Below are 13,690 nucleotides of genomic sequence, written 5' to 3' on the forward strand. Positions count from 1 at the left end.
CCGCTCGTGCCTCTCTCAGCGAGCCGAAATTGGCGATGTCGCTTGAAGATGATATAGGGAGCCCACCACTCGTGTTCTCCCCCCTTGAGGGGGAGATGCCCGGCAGGGCAGAGGGGGGTACCCCACCCGTAACGCCCACAGCTGAGGCCACACCCTCGACACTCAAGGGAGCCACTACCTAGATGGCCACCCCCACCACCACCCTCGACCTCTCCACCGCCATGCTCACCGCCCCCGTTCCGGCGGCCCATTGGCTGGTCATTCTCCCGGTCGCCCTCTGCATCGTCCTCGGCGCCCTGCTGCTGACGCTACGGTCCCGCATCCATCTCCATGCCCCGATCGCCATCGCCGGCCTGACGGCTCTCGTCGTCATCGATGCACTGCTCCTGCAGAAGGTCATCGCCGAAGGCCCGGTCACCATGGTGATGGGCCGCTGGCTGCCGCCGTTCGGCATTGCCTTCACCGCCGACCTCTTCGGCGTGCTGATGGCGCTGGCGGGGGCGATCGCGGCGCTGGCGGCAAGTCTCTATGCGCTGTCCGATACCGATGCCGGGCATCGCCGCTTCGGCTTCTTCCCGCTGCTGCTTCTGCTCATGGCCGGGGTCAGCGGCGCCTTCCTGACCGGCGATGTCTTCAATCTCTACGTCTGGTTCGAGGTGCTGCTGATCTCCTCCTTCGGCCTGCTGGTCCTGGGTTCCGAGCGCAGGCAGATCGACGGAGCGATGAAATATGCGGTGCTGAACCTGATCGCCACCACGCTGTTCCTCGTGGCCGTCGGCTATCTCTATGCCATCTTCGGCACGCTCAACATGGCCGATATCGCCGAAAAGGCCGCCGGCCTGCGCGACGGCGCGCCGCTGATGACGCTGGCAGCTCTTTTCCTGTTTGCCTTCGCCATGAAGGCCGCCGCCTTTCCGGTCAATTTCTGGCTACCCGCCTCCTATCACACGCCGCGAACCGTCGTGTCGGCGCTGTTTGCCGGCCTGCTCACCAAGGTCGGCATCTACGCGCTGATCCGCGTGATGATCATGCTGATGCCGGTCGAGCGCGAGGAGTTCAGCCTGCTGATCGCCATTCTCGGTGCCGCCACCGTCCTGTCGGGTGCACTGGGCGCGCTGGCCGAGAGCGATATCCGCCGTGTGCTTGGTTATACCGTCATCTCCGGCATCGGCAGCATGCTTATCGGCATCTCGATCGGTACGCCCGGTGGCGTCAGCGGCGCGATCTTCTATGCGCTACAGTCGATCGTGCTGATGACTGCGCTCTATCTGGCAGCCGGTATTGCCGGGCGCCTCGGTGGCAGCTTCTCGCTGGTGTCGCTTGGCGGCCTCTACCGCGCAAACGGCTGGTTTGCAGCCGTCTCGCTGATGCTGTTCTTCGCCGCATCCGGCCTGCCGCCCTTTTCCGGCTTCTGGCCGAAGCTGATGCTGGTCAAGGCCTCGCTCGATGTCGGCGCTTGGTGGTTGGCGGCAGCCTTGCTGACCGGCGGCTTCCTGTCGACGATCTGCTTCGGCCGCCTCTTCCTGCTCGCCTACTGGCGTCCGGCAGCGGCTCCGCTTGCACCAGTGGCGGTCGGCTGGACCGCCGCCGCGCCGCTGATTGCACTGACGGCGCTCGTCACGCTCTTCGGCGTGCTGCCGGAGCAGCTGCTGTCGCTGACGCAGCAGGCCGCCGAAAACCTTGCCGATCCGACCGCCTATATCCATTCGGTCTTCCCGGAGGCTCGCACACCATGATCGCCTTCGTCTTCAACCTGCTGCTCGCCATTGCCTGGGCCGCTGTATCGGGCAGCGCTTCGCTGCACAATCTGCTGCTCGGCTTCGTGCTCGGCGCTGCCGTTCTCGCGGTTGTCCGCGAACCCTTCGGCGGCAGCGGCTATCTGCGCCGCTTCTGGCTGGTTCTGTCGCTGGCTCTGCTCTTCCTGCGGGAGCTCGCACTGTCCGCCTCGGCGGTGGCGCTGACGGTGCTGCGGCCGAAGATGCGGATACAGCCCGGTATCTTCGCCTTTCCGCTGACCGTCGATCGCGATTTCGAGATCACCCTGCTCGCCAACCTGATCACGCTGACGCCCGGCACGCTGTCGGTCGATGTCAGCGACGACCGCAAGACGCTCTATGTCCATGCGCTCGACTGTTCCGATCCGAAGGCGGCCCGCAAGGCGATTGCCGAAGGCTTCGAGCGCAAGATCATGGAGGCCTTCCGGTGATCGAGCCCGCCGTCATCATCCAGCTTGCGGCCGATGCGGCACTGGCCGTGCTTGGTCTGTCGTTGCTGCTCACCGCCTGGCGCATCGCCGCCGGGCCGACCTTGCCCGACAGGATCGCCGGTCTCGACATGCTGACCGGCATCGCCATCGGCTTCATCGCCGTGGTCGCGGTCAAGACCGGTTTCGCGCTCTACATCGACATCGCCGTCTCGCTCGGCCTCGTCGGCTTCCTGGCGACCGTCGCCTTTGCCCGCTTCGTGCTGTCGCGGGGAATGCCGGCCGTCCAACCGGAGCCGGACGCGGCTCCGAAGCAGGGCAAGGCCGCAAAGGCGAAGACAAAAGTGAAAGCCGCCAAACCGGGGAGGGCGCGGTGATGGATTATGCCGTCGCAATCATCGTTGCCGTCCTGATGCTGGCAGGCGCATTCTTCACGCTGGCTGCAGCCATCGGCGTGCTGCGGCTGCCTGAGGTCTATTGCCGCATGCATGCCGCCTCCAAGGCAGGCACGGTCGGTGCCAGCCTCCTGTTGCTCGCTGCCGGGGTCCATTCCGGGGATTTATCAATTTTTACGCGAGCTGTGGCCGGGATAGCCTTTCTGCTTCTGACCGCTCCGGTTGCTGCGCATCTGCTTGCAAGGGCCGCACATGCCACCGGACATGCTTTGTCGGTATTTTCCGTACGTGACGATATGCGCAAACGATGAGAGTATAAAATACAGGGCTTTAAGCAATTTTACGCAAATTTTGTCTCTGCTTATGGACTAAAGTCGGATGCTTGCTTGCAAAATCTTAATGTCGGACAATTTTTTACGTAGAGATCACGCAAATAAGAATTGGACTTTCGGTCAAACGATGCTAATTGAATTGCAAGTAGAGTTCTGATTTCGAATTAGAATCGTTTCGCTTTTTCCATCCTTAACGTTGATATCCAATGTCTAATTAAGGCTGCGGTCGAAGAGTGCGACGTATGATTCGGATTCAGGCAGTATTGGGACAGGTTTCGGCGGCAAGAATCTAGGGGTGGATTCGCGTTTTAGGACATGCTGCTGTAAGCTGGACTTCTACTGTTAGCCTCTACGAAGGCGATCTTGTGCTTTTTGGCACAAAGATCATCCACGCATGCGAACAGGAGATATAAAATATGACGGATACCGCGACCGGCACTGGGCCGGAATTGCTGGTAGAGCTGACGGCCGACATCGTGGCGGCCTATGTCAGCAATCATGTAGTCCCGGTCACCGACTTGGCCAATCTGATTTCCGACGTGCATTCCGCCCTCAGCAACACGTCCGTACCACAGCCCGCCGCAGCGATCGTAGAAAAGCAGAAGCCTGCTGTTTCTGTCCGCAAGTCCGTTCAGGACGAGCAGATCACCTGCCTGGAATGCGGTGGCAACTTCAAGTCCCTGAAGCGCCACCTGATGACCCATCACAGTCTCTCGCCGGAAGAATACCGCGAGAAGTGGGATCTTCCCGCCGACTACCCGATGGTCGCTCCCGCCTATGCCGAAGCGCGCTCGCGCCTTGCCAAGGAAATGGGTCTCGGCCAGCGCCGCAAGCGCGGCCGCGGCTGAAAAGCGCGCAGTCGATGTCAAGAGCCGGGCTTTGCGCCCGGCTTTTTTGTTTTGCGGCTATGACGGGACGGCGGCGGCCTGATCGGCCGGGCGGCGGCCGCGCAGCAAAAGCAGCATGCCGATGGCGCAAAGCGAGCAGAACAGGCACAGGGCCAGCACCGCGCCATTGCCATACGTGGTCATCAGCCAGATCAGCAGCGGCGGCGAGGCCGCCGAGATCCAGTTGAGCGGCAGGGCGATCCGCGACAGGGCTCGCGCAAATTCAGCCTTGTCGTAGAAGGTGAGCGGAATGGTAGAGCGGGCCACGGCCAGTGCGCCGCTGCTGGTGCCATAGAGCACCAGGAAAACCCCGACGGCAACGGGCGAGCCCTGAACGGCGAGCAGGATCAGGAGCGACAGGCAAAGCATTCCGGAGGCGCCGGCGCCGATCGTCACGCCGTCCCATTCGGTCTTGCCGATCAGGTTCACCCCGCGCGCAGCGATCTGGATGATGCCGAGCGTCGAGCCGAAAGCCAGCGCCTGCGAAGGGCTGAGACCTTCGCCTTTCAGGAGTTCGATCAGCACCGAACTGAAGCCATAGGTGATGAAGGCATTGAAGACGATTGCCGCGACAACAAGGTAGAAGGTCCGGTCATAGGCGCGCGCCGCGACCGGCGCGGGAGCCGCCGCAGAAGAGGCGGCCTCGTTGCGCCTGCGCGGCAGCCCGAAGCCATAGAGCGGCAGGCAGACCAAGGCCATGACCAGCGCATAGACCTGGCACGCGCCCCGCCACCCGCCATGCCCCGCCAGAAACGAGGTGAGTGGCCAGAAGATCGTGCTCGACAGGCCTGTCACCAGCATCAGTGTCGCTATTGCCCGCGCCGCCCTGCATCCGGCGATCTCGTTGAGCAGGATATGCGCCGGCATGGTGAGACTGGCGCTGCCCGCCGCCCCGATCAGAAGCCATCCGAGAAAATAGGTGACGGGCGAATGCGCCAGCGACACCAGCATGAGCCCAAAAGCCGAAACCGCCGTCCCGGCCATCATCACCACCCGCGCCCCGATGCTGGCGAAGAACCGCGACAGCAGCGGCGAGCAGGCTCCCATCATCACGTAGAAAGTCGTCGTTCCGGCAAACACCGCCGGCATGCCGATCTGCAGATCAGCCGCCACATCCCGCCCGACCACCGCCGGAAAACCGACGGCACCCCAGCCGATCAGTTGGGCGATCGACAGGACGATGAGGGGAAGGAGGATTTTCGTCTCTGGTTCTGGTCTGGTCATCAAATGCGTTCCGATCTGCAATTGCAAATCATTAGCAAGTGAATTCTATCAGTTTGATGACAGGGGGCGAGGGGCGAGGGGGTGTGTTGGCATCGTGGGCGGGAGAGGAGAGGATTGCGGTCGCAGGCGGAGGCATCTACCCGGGCTTTGTTTGTCATCAAGCCGAAATCGTTGCGTTTGCGCTGAGCGGTCCGCTTTGTAAGCACCTCACCCGGAGCCCCCTCATCCGCCCTTCGGGCACCTTCTCCCCGAGGGGAGAAGGGGAGGGTCGCGACGACCTCTGCTTGCGCGAACCGCGACGGCAGATGGGAACGTCCCTTCTCCCCTCGGGGAGAAGGTGGCCGAAGGCCGGATGAGGGGCCACACGCTCCAACCCTTGCAACCACCCGCACGCACCCCATCTCACCCACCCCGCGCATACCGCGCCGGCGGCACCCCCGCATGGCGGGCGAAGGCCACGCTGAACGTGCTCGCCGACCCATAGCCGACGCGCTCGGCCACCTCGTCCATGGTGAGCTCCCGCCGCCGCAGCAGCTGCTTGGCGAGCGCCATGCGCCAGGCGAGCAGATATTCCATCGGCGCCAGACCGACGACACGGCTGAAGCGGGCAAAGAAGGCGGAGCGGGAGAGGGCGGCTTCGGCCGCAAGATCGGCCACCGTCCAGGGATAGGCTGGGCGCGCATGCAGGGCGTGGAGACTGGCTGCCAGACGCTCGTCGGCAAGGCCGCGGCTGAGCCCGGGTGCCGCGGTGGTCTCGGTCCCGGATCGCAGGGCCTCGATCAGCAGCACTTCGAGCAGCCGCTCCAGCACCAGTTCGCGGGCCGGGCGCCGCGCCCGCGTCTCCTCGCCAAGGAGCTGCATCAGCGTCGCCAGCCGCGGTTCGCCGCGCACGATCACCACGTCGGGCAGCAGCGAGACGAGCAGGGCGGCATCCGGCGCGCCGAAGCTGCAGTGGCCGATCCGCATGCGCAGATCCGCCGGGCCATCGAGGCGCCCGGCGCGAAAGCGGCCGTCGGCGAGCTGCGCCGGGATCGTATCCGGCAGATCGGCTGGCGCATCGAGGCTCTCGTTGACGAGATCGCGCATCGCAGGCACCAGCACGAAATCCCCGGCTTCCAGAATGAACGGCTGATCGCCGCCGAATGTGACGCGGCACGCGCCGTCCAGGATGGCGCAGTAAAACGGCTCGCCGGTGGCCTCGCGGCGAATGCGCCATTCGCCGGCGCATTCCACCAGCTTCGAGAAGCGCGCTGCGGGCTGCAGCAAGGTGACGATGTCGGCAAGCGGATCGATGCTCATGATCAGGACTAACGCTAAAGAAATGGAGACTTCAGCCTATATGAAGTCCTGTCGCCGGTCACTACCATCGCGGCATTCCTTTTCACATGGAGAAGCGCATGCCCACGATATTGATCACCGGTTGCTCGTCCGGCTTCGGCCTGGAGACCGCCAGACTGTTTCTGGAACGCGGCTGGGAGGTGATTGCGACGATGCGCACGCCGGCTGCCAGCCTGCTTCAGCCATCCGATCACCTTCGCGTCCTGGCGCTCGACGTCACCAATCCCGCAAGCATCGCGGAAGCGGTGAAGAGCGCAGGTCCCATAGACGTGCTGGTCAACAATGCCGGTTTCGGCGCGCCGGCGCCGATCGAACTGACCGACCCCGAGACGGCGCAGTCGCTGTTTCAGACCAATGTGATCGGCACGCTGGCGATGATCCAGGCGGTGCTGCCGCAGATGCGTCAACGGCGGGCCGGCGTCATCATCAACGTCACCTCGACGGTCACGGTCAAGGTGATGCCCGTCATCGGCGTCTACCGGGCGAGCAAGGCGGCGGTGAATGCGCTGAGCGAATCCCTGGCGGTGGAGATGGAGCCGTTCGGCGTGCGGGTGCATATCGTCCTGCCGGGCCGCTCGCCCGAGACTCGTTTCGGCCAGAATGCCCGGCCACATCTGCGCGGCGCCGACGACCCGGATTATGCGCCGCTGATCCAGCAATTCGTCAAAAGCGTGCAGGAGGATACCGGCCCGGTCACCCACGCGCCCGATGTCGCCGAAGCCGTCTGGCGCGCCGCCACCGATCCCGCAGCACCGCTGCGCATCCCTGGAGGCGCCGACGCCGAGCTCTGGATGGCCGAAGCGGGGTTGTAACGGCAACCCATCTTCCGCTACCTCTTGTTTTCAACTGGTAGCTTTCCTCCCTCCGCGATCTCGAAACCATGCCCGACGCCTCGATCTTCCTGACCTTCCTCATCGCTCTTGCCGTCCTCGAAATCACGCCGGGACCGGACATGATGCTGGTCATCGCCCGCGGCGTCGGGCAGGGGCGCAGGACCGCGCTGCTGACGGTCGTCGGCATGGTCTTTGTCGCCGGGGCCGTGCAGGTCGGCCTGCTGGTCCTCGGCCTGGCATCGCTGGTGGCCGCCTATCCGTCTGCGCTGCATGTCCTCCAATGGCTGGGCGCGGCCTATCTGATCTATCTCGGGATCAGGATGGTATGGGCAAGCTTTGCCCATCAATCCGCAGCAAGGCTGAAATCCAGGCCGGTGTCAGGGTGGAAGGCCGTGCGCGAGGGAACACTGAACAGCCTGACTAACCCTAAGTCCCTGCTGTTCATGTTCACCTTCCTGCCGCTCTTCGTCGATCCTCATGCCGGGCCGGTCTGGCTGCAGTTGCTGGTCCTTGGATCGATCCAGAAACTGGTCGGCATCTTCTCGCTCGGCGGCGTGGCACTGGCATCGGGAACCGTCGGCAATGTTCTTCACCGCTTTCCGAAACTGCTCTCCTGGCAGGAGCGCTTCACCGGCATCGTTCTTGTCGGCCTCGGCATCCGGCTTCTGCTCTCCGGCAGCCCATCTCCCGCGCCGTCGGCGGCACGATCGATATAGGAAAATAATCCAAATTCAATTTCAGCAGGTTAAGGTTCATCAAGGCCAAAGGCACGAAAAAGTTGCGGCATCGGTCTTCCGCTTCGCGCATTCTTCTCTTATCGTGTGTGAATTAATTCCTATTTCCGGGAGTTTCACATGCCGCACACTCAAATCCCTTTACCGCGCAACCGCCTCGAAACAGCCCTTCGCCCGATCATCGACGACGAGCCGCCGGCTCCACCGCCTGAGCCGCGTCCGCCATCGGTGTCGTTGCCGGTGCGCATCGTCTGCCGCATCGCCCAGAAGATCACCGCCGAGATGGTGATGATCGCGGGCAGCCGCATGCTGGAGCGGCGGGATCGCCGCCGCATGCTCTGCCATGTCCGGCAGATTTCCATGTATGCCTGCCACACCGCGCTGCAATTTTCGCAGCAGGAGATCGCCGGAGGCTTCGGGCGCCATCGCACCACCGTCGCCCATGCCTGCATGATCGTCGAGCAGCGCCGCGACGACCCGGCCTTCGACGATTTCGTCTCCGCCATCGAGCGCACCGTCGTCTCCGTCTTCCGCTTTCCGGAAGGAGCAGCCCATGACTGAGAAAACCACGAGCAGCGACAGGCAGATGCTGAAAATGCTGCGCTTCCTGGCAAAAGGCGAGGTTCGGCTGGAGCGCTTCGGCTCGGAAACCGTCGCCCTCCATCAGGGTGGAGGCCGTCATGAAATCCCGTCCGGCCTGCTTTCCGAAGCCGTCTCCCGCGGCCTTGCCACGATGGCGCGCGACAGCGCCAGCCTGGCGCCGGCAGCGCGCGCCTATCTTCGCCGGGCGCTGGCCGAACGCGACGAGGCCTTCATCGAGCAGCATGGCGATATCGCCCGCGCAACCCGCGACATCGATGGTAGGCCCGAGACGCTCAGGGTCAACGAAGCGGAATCACCGCTTGCCTCGCTCGCCCGCCTGAAGGACAGGAACGGCGAGCCCTTCCTGCCGCGCGAAGCGCTTGCCGCCGGCGAACACCTGCATGCCGATTTCACCCGCGCCCAGCTGCAGCCGCGCGTCACCGCCTCCTGGCAGCCGCGGCTTTCCGGCCGCAGCAAGGGCGAGCGCGGCGGCATGGCCGATCTCGCCGCCAGCGCGATAGCCGCCCGCATCGCCGTCAACCGCGCCATTGAGGCGATGGGGCCGGAACTGTCAGGCGCCGCCCTCGATATCTGCTGCTTCATGAAGGGTCTGGAAACCGTGGAGCGCGAACGCCAATGGCCCGTCCGCTCCGCCAAGCTGATGCTGCGCACCGCCCTCCTGGCGCTCGCCCGCCACTACAACCCGCCGCGGCGAGCCGCGCGGATGCAGCATTGGGGCGAGGAGGGGTATCGGCCGGAAATGGAGACCACCTTCCGCTAGGGCTCGTACCGGCTGATCTCCAGCCCGCTGCCCACAGGCAATAGCACGCTCGAAATCCCCGGCTTGGCGCGGATCGCCCGGCGATAGGCTTTCACATCGTCGTCGCCGGGCCGGATCATGTTGTCGGCGACGATGATCGCGCCGGGATTGAGTCGGGGATAGAAGACCTCGAGGCAGGGGAGGTAGAGATCCTTCCAGAGATCGACGAGCACGAAATCGACGCCCGTCTTGAGCGTGCCGATCATCTTCACGGCATCGCCGATCCGGAAGTCGATATGCGCGGATAGCCCGGCCTTCTCCGCCATTTCCTGCGCAAAGGCGGATTTGTAGCCGTGCATTTCCATGGTGATCAGCCTGCCGCCCGCCGCGCGCGCCGCTTCCGCCAGCCAGATGCCGGAATAGCCGAAGGAGGTGCCGAGCTCCAGGATGACGGGCGCATCGAGGCTTTTGGCCAGAATGTTGAGAAACTGGCCGGTCTCCGGGCCGACGGCGCGCATCCGCCGGTCCTGCCCGCCATCCCGCCCGCCGGGCGGCTCGATGCGGGGGCTGGCGCGCTCCTTGGCGATCATCTCTTCATATGTGTCGAGAACCGTGCGGATCTTGGCGTCCATCGTCTTTTCCATCTGCTTTCGAATGCCTATATGCGCAATATCTGACCCGGATGATCGGCCTTGCAAAAGTTAAATCTTAGTAACATCGGATATTCGCTGCGCCGTCCGTCTTGCTGCGAGGGGCTCTGTCGGTTAAAGCCGGTTCGTCAATGTCCGGGCGCTTGCCCGGTCACGTAAGCGTTAACGTCACTCAACGCGTATGATCGAACGGCTCTGCGGCTTCGATCTGCGCGACCATGTCCTGCGGATCGAGCTCTATGAGCCCCAAGAAGGACAAGATGGATAACAACACCAATTCTGCAAACAACGCCAATGCCGCGCCCGAAATCGAGCGGGTCAGGCATGAATTGCGCCGCCGTTCGCTGGTCGCCGAGAGCGTCACCGACATCACCCCCGGCATGCGCCGCGTCGTGCTCACGGGCGAAGACCTCGCCGATTTCGTCAGCCTGGCGCCCGACGACCATATCAAGGTCATCGTAGCGGGTAAGGACGGCGAGGAGGAACGCCGCGATTACACCCCGCGCCGCTACGACAACGCCGCCCGCAGCCTGACGATCGATTTCGCCCTCCATGAGGCCGGTCCGGTCACCCAATGGGCGATCGACGCGAAGCCGGGCGCCACGCTCGAAATCGGCGGCCCGCGCGGCTCGGCCGTCATCTCCGGCAAGGTGAAGCGCTGGCTCCTGGTCGGCGATGAGACCGCACTTCCGGCGATCGGCCGGCGCATCGAGGAAAGCGGCGAAGGCAGCGTCATCACCCTGCTCGGCGCCGTCGCCGGACCGGAAGAGCAGCAGGTCTTTGAGACGGCAGCCGCGCTGACCACGCGCTGGATCCACCGCCCGCTGTCGGAGGCCACCGATGCCGCGCCACTGATCGCGGCGCTGAGCGGCATCGACATCGCCCCGCAGACGCTCGTCTGGGTCGCCGCCGAAGCCTCCGTCGTCCGCGCCATCCGCGCCTATCTGACCGAGGAGCGCGGCTACCCGCTCGCCTGGATCAAGGCCTCGGGCTACTGGGTGAAGGGCAAGGCCGATACGACCGAGAAGTTCGGCTGATATCCAAATGCAAAGGGGCGGGCTGAGGCTCGCCCCTGCCGCATCACTAGGGCGCAAGGTTATCCGTCAGAAACTCGCCCAGGAATTTCGCCTCCGCCGAAAGCCGCGTCCGTCCCTTGACCAGTGCCAGTTCCGAATTCGGCTGCGGCTCGAAGCCGTCCCTGGCAGAGAGCAGCCGGTGTTCCGGCAGCACCGCATCCGAGGGCAGCAGGCTGATGCCGAGGCCGGAGGCGACGGCGGCCTGCACGCCCATCAGCCCCTGGCTGGTATAGGCGATCCGCCAGCGCCTCCCGCTGCGCTCGATGGCGCGGATTGCCCGGTCGCGATAGATGCAGCCGACGGGAAATACCGCCAGCGGCACCGGGTCGCTCCCGGCGCTCGGCTGCCCGCCTTCCACCCAGATCAGCTCTTCGCTCCAGCTCGCCAAAGCGGCGCCATCGCCGGGCTCGCGCTTGATCAGCGCCAGGTCGATCTCGCCGGCATCGAGCAGCCGCTTGAGTTCCGTGCTCCAGCCGCTGACCGTATCCAGCCTTATATGCGGCGAAGCCGCCAAGAACCCGGAGAGCAGATCGATCAGCCGCCGCCCGGCGAAATCCTCGGGAACGCCGAGACGAACGGTCTTCGGCGCTGCCGGTTTGCGCATCGCTTCGGAGGCTTCGTCGGCGGTCGAAAGCAGCCGTCTGGCATAGCTCAGCATCAGTTCGCCCGCCTCCGTCGTCTGCACCCCGCCCGTCGATTTGTCGCGCAGCAGCAGCGTGTGGCCGAGATTGGCCTCCAGCTTCTTCACCTGCTGGCTGACGGTCGATTGCGTCAGATGCACCCGCTCGGCCGCCTTGGTGAAGCCGCCGCAATCGATAACGGCTGCGAAGGTTCTGAGAAGATCGAGGTCGAATCCGTAGCTCATTCGATTTTTCACTGAGAGAAATTTCCATATTTAATTTCTCAATGACCGCGCGCTTTGTCAATCTGGCGGCACAAACGGAGATGACGCAGATGACGCTTCCAGGCACCCGGCCGAGCTGGCTGACATTCGATTGCTACGGAACCCTGATCCAGTGGGACGAGGGGCTGCTGGCGGCGATGGATCGCATCCTCTCCGCCAAGGGCGGGGATATCGACCAGAAAGCCTTCATCGCCACCTATGACCGCCATGAGCATGCGCTGGAGGAAGAGCGCCCGCACCGCTCGTTCAGAGAGGTGAGCGCCCTGGCGCTGGAAAAGGCGATGGGCGAATTCGGCCTAAGCTTTACGCCTGACGATGCCGAGATCCTGACCTCCTCGATCGGCAAGATGCCGCCATTCCCGGAAGTCGTGGAAACGCTCGGCCAGCTGAAATCGGCCGGTTTCCGCCTCGCCATCATCTCCAACACCGATGACGCGATCATCGCGGGCAACGTCGCCCAGCTCGGCGGCCATGTCGACCGGGTCATCACCGCCGAACAGGCCGGCGCCTACAAACCGTCGCCGCAGATCTTCCGTCACGCCTGGAAAGAGCTCGGCATCGGCATCAATGATCTGGTGCATATCTGCGCCAGCCCGCATCTCGACCTTGCCGCCGCCCGCGAACTCGGCTTTCGTACGGTCTGGGTCGATCGCGGCACGGGGCGCAAGCCGCTCGCCGATTACGCCGCCAACGCGGTGGTTCCTGCGCTCGACAAGGTGCCCGGCGTGCTCGCTGCCGCCGGCTGGATCTAACGGATATTGCGGAGGCAGACATGGCGCACGAACTCAATCTCTCGAAGGGCGGCCCCGCCATCCTGCGCAACATCCCGCTCGATAGCGAGGAGATCTGGAAGGCCCGCGCCGATCTCGCCGCCTGCCTCAGGATGGCGGCCAGGCTCGGCCTGGAGGAGGGGATCTGCAACCATTTCTCGGCCGTCGTCCCCGGCCATCCCGATCTCTTCCTCGTCAACCGCCTGGGCTTCGCCTTCCAGGAAGCCACCGCCTCGTCGCTCTTGATCTGCGATTTCGAGGGCAATGTGGTCGCCGGCGACGGCGTGCCCGAGGCCACCGCCTTCTTCATCCATGCCCGCCTGCACAAGATGTCGCCCCGCGTTGGTGCTGCCTTCCACACCCATATGCCGAACGCCACCGCGCTCAGCATGGTCGAAGGCGAGCCGCTGATCTTCGCCGGCCAGACCGCCCTGAAATTCTACGGCCGCGTCGCCGTCGACGAGAATTACAACGGCCTGGCGCTCGACGAGCGCGAAGGCGACCGCATCGCCGCCGTCCTCGGCGATAACGACATCCTGTTCATGAAAAACCACGGCGTCATGGTCTGCGCCCCCAATATCGCCGAGGCCTGGGACGATCTCTACTACCTCGAACGCGCCGCCGAAGTGCAGCTCAAAGCCATGAGCACCGGCCGCCGCCTGCTGCCTGTTACGCCCGAGGTGGCGGCGGCTGCGGTACGGCAGATGCGCGAGGGCGACCCGGAGAGTGCGCGGATGCATCTGGAGAGTGTCAGGCGGGTGCTGGATCGGGAGGGGTCGGGCTATAGGGATTGAGGAGGATTGCGGTTATGGCCAGCAGATGCTCGTTGGCTACGGCGCGATGGCCGCTTTCGGCCGATATCGTTGAAAAACTCGCCGCATTAGCTGCTCATCCGCCCATTTTGATTTTCCGGGCGGAGTACCAACGCGTTTCTGCCCCGCGCCTCGGCGCAGGGTCTCAATTCATGCCGCTCTCATGCGGCAATGACGCCATATGACGTCG

Annotated in this window: 16 protein-coding genes; 12 read left to right on the plus strand and 4 right to left on the minus strand. The window is 64.2% G+C overall.

What is annotated here, in order from left to right; genetic code table 11:
* The first annotated feature begins 182 nt into the window (after positions 1-182).
* The 5 genes from AC1DIJ_RS14065 (at position 183) to AC1DIJ_RS14085 (ending at position 3,778) form a co-directional block, all read left to right on the plus strand.
* A complete protein-coding gene (locus tag AC1DIJ_RS14065) occupies positions 183-1,736 on the plus strand; it encodes a Na+/H+ antiporter subunit D (RefSeq protein ID WP_112389880.1) in 1,554 nt (517 codons plus the stop codon).
* Positions 1,733-2,206 carry a Na+/H+ antiporter subunit E gene (locus tag AC1DIJ_RS14070; protein WP_112389881.1) on the plus strand — a complete coding sequence of 158 codons (474 nt, stop codon included), beginning with the start codon at positions 1,733-1,735 and terminating at the stop codon, positions 2,204-2,206. The genes AC1DIJ_RS14065 and AC1DIJ_RS14070 overlap by 4 nt, the downstream gene beginning before the upstream one ends.
* Entirely contained in the window at positions 2,203-2,580 is a 378-nt protein-coding gene (locus tag AC1DIJ_RS14075) for a cation:proton antiporter (protein WP_112389882.1), read from the plus strand. The genes AC1DIJ_RS14070 and AC1DIJ_RS14075 overlap by 4 nt, the downstream gene beginning before the upstream one ends.
* On the plus strand, positions 2,580-2,909 hold the full coding sequence (gene mnhG, locus AC1DIJ_RS14080; RefSeq protein ID WP_112389883.1) for a monovalent cation/H(+) antiporter subunit G: 330 nt from the start codon (positions 2,580-2,582) through the stop codon (positions 2,907-2,909). Before AC1DIJ_RS14075 ends, mnhG begins: the two co-directional genes overlap by 1 nt.
* A 437-nt stretch (positions 2,910-3,346) precedes the next feature.
* Positions 3,347-3,778: a Ros/MucR family transcriptional regulator gene (locus AC1DIJ_RS14085; RefSeq protein ID WP_112389884.1), complete on the plus strand. Its 432-nt coding sequence runs from the start codon at positions 3,347-3,349 to the stop codon at positions 3,776-3,778.
* 57 nt (positions 3,779-3,835) lie between these two features.
* Here AC1DIJ_RS14085 and AC1DIJ_RS14090 read toward each other — a convergent pair whose 3' ends face one another.
* On the minus strand, positions 3,836-5,041 hold the full coding sequence (locus tag AC1DIJ_RS14090) for an MFS transporter (RefSeq protein ID WP_112389885.1): 1,206 nt from the start codon (positions 5,039-5,041) through the stop codon (positions 3,836-3,838).
* A 402-nt stretch (positions 5,042-5,443) separates the two neighbouring features.
* Positions 5,444-6,340, minus strand: coding sequence for an AraC family transcriptional regulator (locus tag AC1DIJ_RS14095; protein ID WP_112389887.1), 897 nt, complete (start codon positions 6,338-6,340; stop codon positions 5,444-5,446).
* 98 nt (positions 6,341-6,438) lie between these two features.
* On the opposite strand from AC1DIJ_RS14095, the gene AC1DIJ_RS14100 reads away from it, so the two are divergent.
* The 4 genes from AC1DIJ_RS14100 (at position 6,439) to AC1DIJ_RS14115 (ending at position 9,309) form a co-directional block, all read left to right on the plus strand.
* A complete protein-coding gene (locus AC1DIJ_RS14100) occupies positions 6,439-7,191 on the plus strand; it encodes an SDR family oxidoreductase (RefSeq protein WP_112389888.1) in 753 nt (250 codons plus the stop codon).
* Between the two features lie 68 nt (positions 7,192-7,259).
* A complete protein-coding gene (locus tag AC1DIJ_RS14105) occupies positions 7,260-7,928 on the plus strand; it encodes a LysE family translocator (protein ID WP_112389889.1) in 669 nt (222 codons plus the stop codon).
* 138 nt (positions 7,929-8,066) lie between these two features.
* Entirely contained in the window at positions 8,067-8,507 is a 441-nt protein-coding gene (locus AC1DIJ_RS14110; RefSeq protein ID WP_442207989.1) for a helix-turn-helix domain-containing protein, read from the plus strand.
* Entirely contained in the window at positions 8,500-9,309 is an 810-nt protein-coding gene (locus AC1DIJ_RS14115; RefSeq protein WP_112389890.1) for a DUF6456 domain-containing protein, read from the plus strand. The genes AC1DIJ_RS14110 and AC1DIJ_RS14115 overlap by 8 nt, the downstream gene beginning before the upstream one ends.
* On the opposite strand, the gene AC1DIJ_RS14120 is transcribed toward AC1DIJ_RS14115, so the two are convergent.
* Entirely contained in the window at positions 9,306-9,920 is a 615-nt protein-coding gene (locus AC1DIJ_RS14120) for a DUF1442 domain-containing protein (protein WP_112389891.1), read from the minus strand. The genes AC1DIJ_RS14115 and AC1DIJ_RS14120 overlap by 4 nt on opposite strands.
* 278 nt (positions 9,921-10,198) lie before the next feature.
* Here AC1DIJ_RS14120 and AC1DIJ_RS14125 point away from each other — a divergent pair, with 278 nt between their 5' ends.
* A complete protein-coding gene (locus AC1DIJ_RS14125; protein WP_112389904.1) occupies positions 10,199-10,975 on the plus strand; it encodes a siderophore-interacting protein in 777 nt (258 codons plus the stop codon).
* A gap of 46 nt (positions 10,976-11,021) precedes the next feature.
* On the opposite strand, the gene AC1DIJ_RS14130 is transcribed toward AC1DIJ_RS14125, so the two are convergent.
* Positions 11,022-11,879 carry a LysR family transcriptional regulator gene (locus AC1DIJ_RS14130; RefSeq protein ID WP_112389892.1) on the minus strand — a complete coding sequence of 286 codons (858 nt, stop codon included), beginning with the start codon at positions 11,877-11,879 and terminating at the stop codon, positions 11,022-11,024.
* A gap of 89 nt (positions 11,880-11,968) precedes the next feature.
* Between AC1DIJ_RS14130 and AC1DIJ_RS14135 the strand changes: the two genes are divergently transcribed.
* A complete protein-coding gene (locus AC1DIJ_RS14135; protein WP_112389905.1) occupies positions 11,969-12,670 on the plus strand; it encodes a haloacid dehalogenase type II in 702 nt (233 codons plus the stop codon).
* Between the two features lie 20 nt (positions 12,671-12,690).
* Entirely contained in the window at positions 12,691-13,482 is a 792-nt protein-coding gene (locus AC1DIJ_RS14140; protein WP_112389893.1) for an aldolase, read from the plus strand.
* Positions 13,483-13,690: the final 208 nt, after the last annotated feature.

This window comes from Rhizobium sp. 10N427, assembly GCF_056394605.1.